10 protein-coding genes and 1 pseudogene are annotated in these 11256 nt (G+C 72.2%); 4 read left to right on the top strand and 7 right to left on the bottom strand.

The genetic code is table 11. The features are described 5' to 3' along the window. Positions 1 to 65: 65 nt before the first annotated feature. Positions 66 to 755: a TetR/AcrR family transcriptional regulator gene (locus tag ABZO29_RS39620; RefSeq protein WP_367325022.1), complete on the bottom strand. Its 690-nt coding sequence runs from the start codon at positions 753 to 755 to the stop codon at positions 66 to 68. A gap of 147 nt (positions 756 to 902) precedes the next feature. On the opposite strand from ABZO29_RS39620, the gene ABZO29_RS39615 reads away from it, so the two are divergent. Continuing rightward, positions 903 to 1352 (top strand): nitroreductase family deazaflavin-dependent oxidoreductase, encoded by a 450-nt coding sequence (locus tag ABZO29_RS39615; RefSeq protein WP_367325021.1) that lies wholly within the window; start codon positions 903 to 905, stop codon positions 1350 to 1352. Here the strand turns inward: ABZO29_RS39615 and ABZO29_RS39610 are convergent. Beyond that, positions 1342 to 2577, bottom strand: a complete 1236-nt coding sequence (locus ABZO29_RS39610) for a geranylgeranyl reductase family protein (RefSeq protein WP_367325020.1) — start codon at positions 2575 to 2577, stop codon at positions 1342 to 1344. The two genes, ABZO29_RS39615 and ABZO29_RS39610, sit on opposite strands and share 11 nt — an antisense overlap. Before the next feature lie 192 nt (positions 2578 to 2769). Between ABZO29_RS39610 and ABZO29_RS39605 the strand changes: the two genes are divergently transcribed. Next, positions 2770 to 4125 carry a dipeptidase gene (locus ABZO29_RS39605; protein ID WP_367325019.1) on the top strand — a complete coding sequence of 452 codons (1356 nt, stop codon included), beginning with the start codon at positions 2770 to 2772 and terminating at the stop codon, positions 4123 to 4125. Positions 4126 to 4148: 23 nt separating this feature from the next. Here the strand turns inward: ABZO29_RS39605 and ABZO29_RS39600 are convergent. The 4 genes and pseudogenes from ABZO29_RS39600 to ABZO29_RS39585 all read right to left on the bottom strand — a co-directional run. Continuing rightward, a pseudogene (locus ABZO29_RS39600) lies at positions 4149 to 4445 on the bottom strand (oligopeptide/dipeptide ABC transporter ATP-binding protein); the annotation flags it as partial. Between the two features lie 412 nt (positions 4446 to 4857). Next, positions 4858 to 5898, bottom strand: coding sequence for an NUDIX domain-containing protein (locus ABZO29_RS39595; RefSeq protein WP_367325018.1), 1041 nt, complete (start codon positions 5896 to 5898; stop codon positions 4858 to 4860). A 162-nt stretch (positions 5899 to 6060) separates the two neighbouring features. Beyond that, positions 6061 to 6255, bottom strand: a complete 195-nt coding sequence (locus ABZO29_RS39590; protein WP_367325017.1) for a hypothetical protein — start codon at positions 6253 to 6255, stop codon at positions 6061 to 6063. Between the two features lie 75 nt (positions 6256 to 6330). Further along, positions 6331 to 7284: an ROK family protein gene (locus ABZO29_RS39585; RefSeq protein ID WP_367325016.1), complete on the bottom strand. Its 954-nt coding sequence runs from the start codon at positions 7282 to 7284 to the stop codon at positions 6331 to 6333. 273 nt (positions 7285 to 7557) lie between these two features. Between ABZO29_RS39585 and ABZO29_RS39580 the strand changes: the two genes are divergently transcribed. Both ABZO29_RS39580 and ABZO29_RS39575 read left to right on the top strand, forming a co-directional pair. Beyond that, positions 7558 to 8664, top strand: a complete 1107-nt coding sequence (locus tag ABZO29_RS39580; RefSeq protein ID WP_367325015.1) for a LacI family DNA-binding transcriptional regulator — start codon at positions 7558 to 7560, stop codon at positions 8662 to 8664. 87 nt (positions 8665 to 8751) lie between these two features. Continuing rightward, complete coding sequence (locus tag ABZO29_RS39575) at positions 8752 to 9531, top strand: hypothetical protein (protein ID WP_367325014.1); 780 nt, start codon at positions 8752 to 8754, stop codon at positions 9529 to 9531. Here ABZO29_RS39575 and ABZO29_RS39570 read toward each other — a convergent pair. After that, the gene (locus ABZO29_RS39570; RefSeq protein ID WP_367325013.1) at positions 9477 to 11204 is read right to left on the bottom strand and encodes a protein kinase; all 1728 of its coding nucleotides are present in this window, start codon (positions 11202 to 11204) and stop codon (positions 9477 to 9479) included. The genes ABZO29_RS39575 and ABZO29_RS39570 overlap by 55 nt on opposite strands. Positions 11205 to 11256 lie beyond the last annotated feature (52 nt).

Below are 11256 nucleotides of genomic sequence, written 5' to 3'. Positions count from 1 at the left end.
CGTGATGCCCGCACGGGCGTCACCTGGGCGAGGTGATCACACGTACTCCCCGGGAAGTACGGCCGTCAGCGCAGCCCCACCCCGCGGGCAAGGCCGGCCGCCGCATGCCGGAAGAACGGTTCCCGGTCCTCCACCACCCGGTGGAACTGGCCGAACAGCTCGAACCCGACGAGCCCGTACAGCTGGGCCCAGGCCGCGATGAGCGCCGCGACCGTCTCCGGCGGGAGGTCCGGTGCGAGGTCGGCCGCCATCCGCTCCGCCTCGGGCCGCAGTTCGTCCGGGAGGGACACCTCGCTCAGGCCGGGCCCCTGGTGCGCGTCCCGCACGATGCCGATCAGGAGGAGGCCGACGCGGGCAGCGGCCGGGACGGTCGTGTCGGGGGCGGAATAGCCCGGTACCGGCGTGCCGTAGATCAGCGCGTACTCGTGCGGATGGGCGAGTGCCCAGCCGCGCACGGCCTCGCAGACGGCGGTCCAGCGCCGAACGGGACCGGCCTTTGCGACCGCTTCGTGCGCGGACTCCGCGGTCTCGCCGAGCGAGTTGTAGGCGTCGATGATGAGCGCGGTGAGCAGGTCGTCTCGGCTGGGGAAGTACCGGTACAGCGCGGAGGAGACCATGCCGAGCTCACGCGCCACGGCCCGCAGTGACAGCTTGGCGGCACCCTCCGCGGCGAGCTGTCTGCGCGCCTCTTCCTTGATGGCGGCGGTGACTTCGATCCGGGCGCGGGCGCGGGCGCCCTGTGCGGTGCTGCTCATGCACAGCAGTGTTCCACGAATACGGAGCAGTGCACACAACTCAGAGCAGTGACAAAATTAGAGAGCACTGCTCTTGCTCTGGATCGCCGATCTCGTGCAGACTGCTCTTAGGCGAGAGCACCGCTCTCTCAATCAGTGGGGATCACCATGTCGCAGCCGTACTACCTCAAGGGCAGCCCGCTCAACGTCCGCCTCAACAGCGTCATCGGCTGGCTCGCCCGCCACGGGCTCAGCCTCGCGGGCACGGCGGAGATGTCCGTGCGCGGCCGCAAGAGCGGCAAGATGCAGCGCATACCGGTCAACCCGCACACGTACGAGGGCACGCAGTACCTGGTCTCGGCCCGCGGCCACTCCCAGTGGGTGCGCAACATGCGCGCCGCCGGAGGCGGGGAACTGCGCGTCGGACGCAAGGTCCGCGAATTCGCCGCGGTGGAGCTTCCCGACGCGGAGAAGCTCCCGATCCTGCGGACCTACCTGGAGAAGTGGGGCTGGGAGGTCAATCAGTACTTCCAGGGCGTCACGGCGAAGTCCTCCGACGAGGAGATCATCGCGGCCGCCCCCGACCACCCCGTCTTCCGGATCACGGTCAGGAGCTGACCGTGTCGCCCGGCGCCTGCCGGCGGTCCAGCGCGGTCAGGGCGCGCTGGGCGAACGGGTGGGTGCGGACGATCTCACCCAGCGACGTCGCGCCGCGCGTGATGTCCGTGAACGCCCGCCATGCGGGCCGGAAGCTCGTCAGCGCCGCGTGGAAGAGACCGGGGCGGCGCTCGAACACCGTCAGCAGCCGCTTGCCGACCGCCATCTCCACGCCGAGCCCCGCCTTGATCGCGAACGCGTAGTTCAGGGCCTGGCGCCGGGTGTCGACCGCGTCGTGCGCCTCGGCGATCCGCACGGCCCACTCCCCCGCCAGTCGGCCCGAACGCAGGGCGAACGAGATGCCCTCGCGGGTCCACGGCTCCAGGAGGCCCGCCGCGTCTCCGCACACCAGCACCCGCCCGCGCGAGAGCGGCGAGTCGTCGGCGCGGCAGCGGGTCAAGTGGCCCGAGGAGATGCTCGGTTCGAAGCCGGCGAGACCGAGCCGTCCGATGAACTCCTCCAAGTACCGCTTGGTCGCGGCGCCTTCGCCGCGCGCGGAGATCACCCCGACCGTCAGTGTTTCCCCCTTGGGGAACACCCAGCCGTAGCTGCCCGGCATCGGCCCCCAGTCGATGAGGACCCGCCCCTTCCAGTCCTCGGCGACGGTCTCCGGCACCGGGATCTCCGCCTCCAGGCCGAGGTCCACCTGCTCGAGCTTGACCCCGACGTGCGCTCCTATGCGGCTGGCGCTGCCGTCGGCGCCGACGACCGCCCGCGCGAGCAGCGTCTCGCCGCCCTGCAGCACGACGGCGACCGTGCGCCGGTCCGGAACCGCCGAACCGTGCTGCTCGACCCGCTGGACGGTGACGCCCGTACGCAACTCGGCGCCCGCCTTCTGCGCGTGCTCGACGAGCTGCTGGTCGAACTCGGGCCGGTTGATCAGCCCGAACAGCGTCTGCTTGGAGCGGCGGGTGCGGGTGAACCGCCCGTTGTTCGAGAACGTGACCGCGTGCACCCGGTCGCGGAAGGGCAGCTCGAAGCCGGGCGGCAGGGCGTCACGCGAGGGCCCGATGATGCCGCCGCCGCAGGTCTTGTAACGGGGCAGCTCGGCCTTCTCCAGCAACAGCACACGCCGTCCCGCGACCGCCGCCGCATAGGCGGCCGAGGCCCCGGCCGGTCCCGCGCCCACCACGACGACGTCCCACACCTGCCGCACGTCGTCCGCCGAAGAGTTCTCGCTGCTCACGATGGTCTACTGCTCCCGATCAAGCTGCCTGCCGCACCTGTCCTCCGCATCCTACGGCGGAGATCGCCGCGGGCCGCTGTGCGAGGATCGGCAGCGTACGCGCCCCGCACCAGGACGCGCGTACGCTCACACGGTCATTCCGTGAGGACAAGTGCTCACCCGTACAACGTCGCACCCACAAGGAGCGTGCCCATGTCGTCGAATCCGGTCGCCGAGACCGTGGCCTCGCTGCTGCCCAGGGCGAAGGCGGAGCTCACCGAGCTGGTGGCCTTCAAGTCGGTGGCGGACTTCGGCCAGTTCCCGAGGAGCGAGAGCGAGGGCGCCGCGCGCTGGATCATGGACGCGCTGGCCGCCGAGGGCTTCGAGGACGTGAGGGTGCTCGACACCCCCGACGGCACGCAGTCGGTGTACGGCCACCTGCCCGGTCCCGCGGGCGCGAAGACGGTTCTCCTCTACGCCCACTACGACGTGCAGCCGCCGCTGGACGAGGCCGCCTGGGTCTCCCCGCCCTTCGAACTCACCGAGCGCGACGGCCGCTGGTACGGGCGCGGGACCGCCGACTGCAAGGGCGGCGTCATCATGCACCTGCTGGCGCTGCGCGCGCTGAAGGCGAACGGCGGCGTCCCGGTGCATGTGAAGGTGATCGTCGAGGGCTCGGAGGAGCAGGGCACGGGCGGTCTGGAGCGGTACGCCGAGGAACACCCCGACCTCCTCGAGGCCGACACGATCGTCATCGGCGACGCCGGCAACTTCCGCGCCGGTCTGCCGACGGTCACCTCCACCCTGCGGGGCATGACCATGGTCCGCGTGCAGATCGACACGCTCGAAGGCAACCTGCACTCCGGCCAGTTCGGCGGCGCCGCGCCCGACGCGCTGGCCGCGCTGATCCGCGTACTGGACTCGCTGCGCGCGCAGGACGGGACGACGACGGTCGACGGACTCGCCGACACGTCCCCGTGGGACGGACTGCAGTACGAGGAGGAACAGTTCCGCAAGGACGCCAAGGTGCTCGACGGGGTCGGCCTGATCGGCTCCGGCACGGTCGCCGACCGCATCTGGGCCCGCCCGGCCGTGACGGTCCTCGGCATCGACTGCCCGCCGGTCGTCGGCGCCACCCCGTCCGTGCAGGCGAGCGCCCGCGCCCTGATCAGCCTGCGGGTGCCGCCGGGCATGGACGCGGCCGGGGCGACCAAGCTGCTGCAGGCCCACGTCGAGGCGCACACGCCATGGGGCGCCCGGGTGCGCACCGAGCAGATCGGCCAGGGCCAGGCCTTCCGCGCCGACACCACCAGCCCCGCGTACGCGGCGATGGCCGACGCGATGGAGGTGGCGTACCCGGGTCAGGAGATGCAGTACGCCGGCCAGGGCGGATCCATCCCACTGTGCAACACCCTCGCTGCCCTCTACCCGAGTGCGGAGATCCTCCTGATCGGCCTCAGCGAGCCGGAGGCCCAGATCCACGCAGTGAACGAGAGCGTGTCCCCCGGGGAACTGGAGCGCCTCTCGGTGGCGGAGGCCCTGTTCCTGCGCAACTACGCGGCAAGCTGACCGTCCTGCCCACGGCGGGCCCGCTACGACAGGTCCACCGTCTCCGGGTAGTGGCAGGCGACCGGGCCGGCGCCACCTCGCTCGGTCAGCTCCGGCACCTGACCGACGCAGACGGTGCGTTCCGCGTCGGTCAGGTGGTTCGCGAACTTGGGGCAGCGGGTGCGGAAACGGCAGCCGGAGGGCAGGTCGACGGGCGAGGGCACGTCACCGGTCAGGCGGATCCGTTCGCGGTCGCGAGCGGCGTCCGGATCGGCCTCCGGGACGGCCGAGAGCAACGCGCGGGTGTTGGGGTGCCTGGGCCTGGAGTACAGCGTCTCCCGGTGGTCCCCAGCCGGTGAGCGCGGTGAGCACCGGTGCCGGCAGCGCGATCGCGACGAACAGGACGGTGACCACAGGGCGGCCATGGTGATCTTGTCCCGCCTGATGCGCCGCCAGGCCATCAGAGCAGGCGAGCTGCCCGTGACGCTCGGCAGCGCCGGGGTGGCGGCGAGCTCGACCGTCTGAAGTTGCGTGGTCATCGTACGGACATCCGGAATCTGCCCCTGAGCTGAGGAAAGAGGGGTGGCGGTCGCGTGCCGACGCCACGAGATACCGCGGACTTCCGCAACGCCGTGCGATTGCCGACGCGTGAGGTGCAGGCGGCGATTCCTTGGACATCACAAGGCCAACGGCCGTTCACAGGAAGGGCGGAGAAATGCCCCGGACATGCCGTCGGGGGCATGCCGTTCGGCGTCAGCCGACCGGTGTCCCGGCCTCCAGATACAGCGCCGCCCCGCGTTCGCGTGCGCGCAGCGCCCAGCGCAGCCGTTCGTAGCGGACAGGCGGCATCAGGTCGGCGGCCTCCTGCTCGCTGACGAAGCGCCAGTCGCGCAGCTCGGGCCCGGGCAGCAGAAGCCGCGCCGCGTCGGACGAGTCGAGGTGTCCGCCGTCGAAGAGGAGGCGCAGGCCGCCGTAGCCGGGGGGCTTGGGCCGCTCCCAGTCGACGACAAGGAGGCGGGGTACGTCGTCCAGTCGTAGGCCCGTCTCCTCGGCGACCTCGCGCATGCCCGCGCGCGCGGGCGCCTCGCCGGGTTCGACGACACCGCCGGGGAACTCCCAGCCCGCCTTGTAGGTGGGGTCGACGAGCAGCACCCTGTCCTGCTCGTCGAAGAGGAGCACACCGGCGGCGACCGTCTCCGCGGTGGGCTCGGGCGTCTGCACGATGTCGCAGACGGGCACGGCCCCGCTGCCGACGGCCTCGGCAATACGGACGGCGGTCTCGTACGGAGTGAGGGCGCTCGTGTCGACGGGGTGGGCGTCGGCGGTGAGCCAGGAGGCGAGGGCGGCGCGGTACGGCTCGATGTGGTCGTACGCCCACTGCCGTACCCGCATCTCGCCGTCGGGCAGGTCCGGCGGGACCTCCCGCTCCGCTATCCGCTCCCGCAGGATCGTTTCGGCCGGGGCGAGGAGCACATGTCGGACGGTGATCCGGCGTGCGGCGAGCCCGCCGAAGATCTCGTCGCGGTACTCCTGGCGCAGCAGCGTCCTGGGGATCACGAGCGTGCCGCCGAGCTCGGCGAGCATCGCGGCCGCCGTGTCGATCACGAGGCGTCGCCAGATCGGCAGGTCCTGGAAGTCACCGACCTCGGCGAGGTGTTTGGGCGGGAGCAGGTGCGCGATCGCTCCGCCGATGACCTCGGGGTCGAAGAGCGTGCTGTTCGGGATCAGTTCGATCAGTTCTCGTGCGGTGGTGGTCTTTCCCGCACCGAACGCTCCGTTGATCCAGACGATCACGGACAGTTCCCCCTCTTCTGTTTGGCCCCCTGTGGCTTGCCCGCTCCACCCTGCCACGGAAACCAGTCGCAGTTGAGGGCGCGGAAACGGAAGGCGCCGGTCCCGCTGGTGTGCGGGTCCGGCGCCCTCGTGTCCGGCCTTCGTCTCCGGCCGTCGTGTCCGTCAGTCGTGCTGCCCCAGGGCCTCTTCCTCCAGGGTCGGGCCGTCCTGGGCGACGGTGTGGTCGAGGGTGCTGAGCGTGTCCCCCACGTTCAGGTCGCCGAGGTCCTCACCGCCCAGGCCGTGGGACGGGGTGATCGCCGCGACGACGAATCCGGTGGCGAGGGAGGCGATGGCGAGCATGCTGCGCTTCTTCATGCCCGGTTCAACTGGGAAACCGCCCTGGGGTCACGCACCCGTCCGGATCCGCCGCGACTTCCCGCGGTACGCGCGTCAGACGCCCGCCGCGGTCTCCCCCGTCCTTCCCGCGAGCGCCGCCGCGGCCGCCCCCACCAGCCCCGCGTCCGTGCCCATCTGGGCCGGTGTCACCGTCAGACGCTGGACGAACGACAGGGTGGCGTAGTCGGTGAGCGCCTTGCGCAGGGGTTCGAAGAGGACGTCGCCCGCCTTGCCCACGCCCCCTCCGATCACCGCGATGTCGATCTCGACGAGGGTCGCGGTGGCCGCGATGCCGGCGGCCAGGGCCTGTGCGGCCCGCTCGAAGGAGGCCACGGCGACCGGGTCGCCGGCGCGGGCCGCGGCCGCCACGGCCGCGGCGGAGGTGTCGCCGTCGGGCCCGGGCAGCCAGCCGTTCTCCAACGCGCGGCGGGCGATGTTCGGGCCGCTCGCGATGCGCTCGACACAGCCACGCGCGCCGCACGGGCAGGGGTCGCCGTCGAGATCGACACTGATGTGACCGATGTGGCCCGCGTTGCCGGTGGGGCCGGGATGCAGCCGGCCGTTCAGGACCAGACCGCCACCGACCCCCGTGGAGACCACCATGCACAGCGCGTTGTCGTGGCCGCGGGCGGCCCCCTGCCAGTGCTCGGCGGCCGTGATCGCCACGCCGTCGCCGATCAGCTCGACGGGCAGATCCCCGGTCACCGCCCGGACCCGCTGGACGAGCGGGAAGTCGCGCCAGCCGGGCACGTTGACCGGGCTCACCGTGCCGGCGGAGGCGTCCACGGGGCCCGCGCTGCCGATGCCCAGCGCGTGCGCGCGCCCCCACAGCGGCGACGCCGTCAGCTCGGCGAGCACTTCCTCGACGGCCCCCATCACGGTGTCGCCGTCCTCCCGGGCAGGCGTCGGACGCTGCGCGCGCACCAGGATCGTGCCGTGGCCGTCGACCAGCGCACCGGCGACCTTGGTGCCGCCGATGTCGAGCGCTGCCACGAGGTCGGTCTGCATCAGTCTCGGATCTCCCCGTCAACCGGATGTCGGGCACGCGCGCCTGGGACACGCGGGCACCTTGGAATTGGGCAGGCCGGTCCGGCGGTGGGGACGCGGTCCGGAGTCAGGGTCCTGTCCGGCGGATCATGCCGCAGACGCGGGGTGTTGATCAGACGCCGCCGATTCGCTGCGACTTGATCCGCCGGACAGGACCTGGCGGTGGACAGTGTCTCCCGCATCTGACAACGTTGTCCAGGCTCTATGCTCGACGCCACATCCTCATACAAACCCATGGACCGACGCATCCCCGTGGACGACAGGACAGGACACCGCCTCGTGCCCGAGACCGCCCGCCGAGCAGACCGCCCCGCAGACCGCCTCTCCGGGACCCGCTACGGCACCCGTCCCACCATGAAGGACGTGGCGGCCCGGGCCGGGGTCGGTCTCAAGACCGTCTCCCGTGTCGTCAACGGCGAGCCGGGCGTCACCCCGGAGACGGAACGCCGCGTCCAGGAGGCCATCGAGGCCCTCGGCTTCCGCCGCAACGACAGTGCGCGGGTGCTGCGCAAGGGCCGCACCGCGAGCATCGGACTGGTCCTGGAGGACCTCGCCGACCCGTTCTACGGCCCCCTCAGCCGGGCGGTCGAGGAGGTGGCCCGCGCCCACGGCGCCCTGCTCATCAACGGCTCGAGCGCCGAGGACCCCGACCGTGAACAGGAGCTGGCCCTGGCGCTGTGCGCACGCCGGGTGGACGGTCTCGTGATCATTCCGGCGGGTGGCGATCACCGCTATCTCGAACCCGAGATCAAGGCGGGTGTCGCCACCGTCTTCGTCGACCGTCCCGCCGGGAGGATCGACGCCGACTGCGTGCTGTCGGACAACTACGGCGGCGCCCGCTCCGGCGTGGCCCACCTGATCGCGCACGGTCACCGCAGGATCGGCTTCGTCGGCGACATGCCGCGCATCCACACCGCCGCCGAGCGCCTGCGCGGCTACCGCGCCGCCATGGAGGACGCGGGCATACCCGTGGCGGACTCGTGGACCTCCCTGGGCGTCACCGACCCCGTGCGGGTGCGCCGGGCGGCCGAGGAGATGCTCTCCGGCCCGGACCCCGTCACCGCGATCTTCGCGGGCAACAACCGGGTGACGGTGACCGTGATCCGCGTCCTCGCCGAGCAGTCGCGCCGGGTCGCCCTCGTCGGCTTCGACGACTTCGAGCTCGCCGACCTCCTCCAGCCGGGCGTCACCGTCGTCGCCCAGGACGCGGCGGCCCTCGGCCGCACCGCTGCCGACCGTCTCTTCCGCCGGCTGGACGGCGCCCTCGTCGCCCCGGAGCGCATCGAACTGCCCACCCGGCTGATCACCCGGGGCTCGGGCGAGCTGCCGCCCGCGGACTGAGACGGGTCCGTGGACGGCCGCACGGTCCGCCGTCGGTGTGCGTCGCACGACGGTAGTCTGGAGGTGCTGGGTCTGGAGGACCACACCTTGGAAGCGTTGGGGCTGGGCGAGGCGCCGTGTGACCATCCGCTGCTGTATCCGGGCGCATGGCCCAGGCAGTCGACACTGCTCGACGGGGACCGGTTGCTGCCGCTGGACCGTCTGACGTACACCGATCGCACGCCCGTCCTGGCCGTCGGCTCCAACGCCTGTCCAGGTCAACTGCGCCGCAAGATGGCCGAGTCCGGGATCACCTCGCCCATCCCGATGGTGAAGGCACACGTCACGGGCGTCGGCGTCGGCGTCTCCGCGCACGTCAGCCGCATGGGATACGTGTCCGCGTCCCCGATCGACGCGCCGGACGCGGTACGGGAGTTGTTCGTCACGTGGCTGGACGCCGAGCAACTCACCGTCGTGGACGCGAGTGAGGGCGTGCCTCTGCCCTTCGGCAACTACCGGCGCGCCTGGCTGCCCGCGCCGGAGGTGCGCGTGGAACTGGCGGACGGCTCGGCGCTGGCCGGGGTGTACACGTACGTGAACCGTCATGGGGTGCTCCACAACGGCAGCCCCGAGCCGCGCCCGCATCCGGGCCAGCGGGCCCTGCTCACCGAACTCCTCCTCGCATCGGCGCGATTGAGGACGCTGTTCGGGGTGACGCCCGAGGAGTTCTGCACGCGGGCACGCGCCGATGCGCGGCTGCGTGCGCGGGGCACGCGGCTGTTCGCGGAGGAGAGGCTGGTGACGGCTTCCGGACTCGAGCGGTACGTACGGGATCAGCAGACCGGGAGTCCGGGGACCGGCTCGTCGTTGTTCCCGCCCTTGATGTAGACGTCGCTGACGTAGACGTCGGTGTTGCCGCTGTCGTCGTCGGTCTTCGCCCACCACACGTTGGTCCACTCGCCGTAGGTCTCGCGGCGGCCCAGGTTCTGCTGGCAGTAGAAATAGTTGGTGCCCGCGTCGAGGACGCCCACCTCGGTGCCGGAGGCGGTGTACGACTTGGCGGTGCGCCAGACCTGGCAGTTGTACCTGCCGCCGCCGATGGAGGAGCACGACGGTGCCGGGGTGGCCGCTCCACCCCCTCCGGCCGTCGTACCGCCGCCGGAACCGGCCGGGGTTCTGGACGGGGACGGGGCCGGCGTCTCCTTGCCGGCGGGAACGGTCCCGTCCCGGTCGCGTGACGTCCCGGTCGAGGAGGGGGTCTTCCCTGCGCCTTTCCCGGTGGGCTCGGGGTCGTCCGAGCGGTCGCCGTCGGTACTGCCGGCCGGCGTCGCCGGGGAGGACGACGTCGCCTGCGTCACGGACGACTCCGGTCGGTCGGCGGCTTTGGTGCCGTCCCCGTTGCTCAGCAGGGCCAGCGTGACGCCGGTTGACGCGAGGACCACGGTGACGGCCGCGGCGGCGAGCAGAGCGCGTCCCTTGCGGCGGGACGGGGCGGGGGCGGCCGTCGGGCCAGCGGTGACGGGGAGGTGCGGTACGGCGGCAGAGGCCGGGGTGGGCGGTGCGGGCGAGCCGGATCCCTCTGCCCCACCCGGCTTCACGGGCCCGAACCCCGGTGGCACCGACGGGACACTGCGCTCCGTGTCCTCCCGCGGCTGCGTGGGTGCCGCCGTGCCCCGCAGCCCGGTCGTCGGCGTGTCCGTAGCGCCCGCTGCCGCCACCGCCTCCAGCAGGTCCCGTGCCTCTTCGGCCTCCGGCCGGGACTCGGGCCGCTTGTCCATCAACCGGCGCAGGACCGGCCCGAGGGGGCCGGCCAGGCGGGGTTCCGGCAGCGGCTCGGCGACGATCGCGGTGAGGGTCGAGTACGTCGACGTACGGCGGAAGGGTGAGGAGCCCTCCACCGCCGCGTAGAGCGTGGCGCCGAGGGCCCAGACGTCGGAGGCGGGGCCCGGGTCGGCGCCCTGGGCGCGTTCGGGGGCCAGGTAGTCCAGGGAGCCGACGAGTTCTCCGCTGCGGGTGAGGTGGGTGGCCGAGCCGTCGCCCGGGTCCTCCATGGCCGCTATGCCGAAGTCGGTGAGCACGACGCGCCCGGAGCGGTCCAGCAGGATGTTGCCGGGCTTCACGTCGCGGTGCAGGACGCCGACGTGGTGGGCGGCGGCCAGCGCGTCCATGACCCGGGCGCCGATGCCGGCGGCCTCGCGGGGGTCGAGGGTGCCGCGTTCACGCACCACGTCGTCCAGGGAGGGACCGTCGACCAGCTCCATGACGATCAGCGGGCGGCCGTCGACCTCGGTGATGTCGTGCACGGCGACCACTGCGGGATGGCGGACCCGGGCCGCCGCGCGGGCCTCGCGCTGCATCCGCAGCCGAAGACCGGCCAGTTCGGGCGCGTCGGCGTCCGTGTAGGTGCGCAGTTCCTTGACGGCGACCTCGCGTCCGAGTACCTCGTCGACGGCTCTCCAGACGACGCCCATGCCGCCCCGCCCCAGCTGGGCCACGACGCGATAGCGCCCGGCCAGCAGCCGACCCGCCCCGTCCGACTGTCCGCGCTCCCCCGAAGACACCGCCGCCCCGTTCCTGTGACACGTCCATGCGTGCCGTCCACACTACGGGGCC

Source organism: Streptomyces sp. HUAS ZL42 (assembly GCF_040782645.1).
GTDB lineage: Bacteria > Actinomycetota > Actinomycetes > Streptomycetales > Streptomycetaceae > Streptomyces.
This window is presented reverse-complemented; position numbering and strand designations above follow the sequence as displayed.

Excerpts from the sequence above, each read along its gene's own strand:
- ABZO29_RS39620 (WP_367325022.1), bottom strand. The coding sequence starts at position 755 with ATGAGCAGCACCGCACAGGGCGCCCGCGCCCGCGCCCGGATCGAAGTC.
- ABZO29_RS39615 (WP_367325021.1), top strand. The coding sequence starts at position 903 with ATGTCGCAGCCGTACTACCTCAAGGGCAGCCCGCTCAACGTCCGCCTC.
- ABZO29_RS39605 (WP_367325019.1), top strand. The coding sequence starts at position 2,770 with ATGTCGTCGAATCCGGTCGCCGAGACCGTGGCCTCGCTGCTGCCCAGG.
- ABZO29_RS39590 (WP_367325017.1), bottom strand. The coding sequence starts at position 6,255 with ATGAAGAAGCGCAGCATGCTCGCCATCGCCTCCCTCGCCACCGGATTC.
- ABZO29_RS39585 (WP_367325016.1), bottom strand. The coding sequence starts at position 7,284 with ATGCAGACCGACCTCGTGGCAGCGCTCGACATCGGCGGCACCAAGGTC.
- ABZO29_RS39580 (WP_367325015.1), top strand. The coding sequence starts at position 7,558 with ATGGACCGACGCATCCCCGTGGACGACAGGACAGGACACCGCCTCGTG.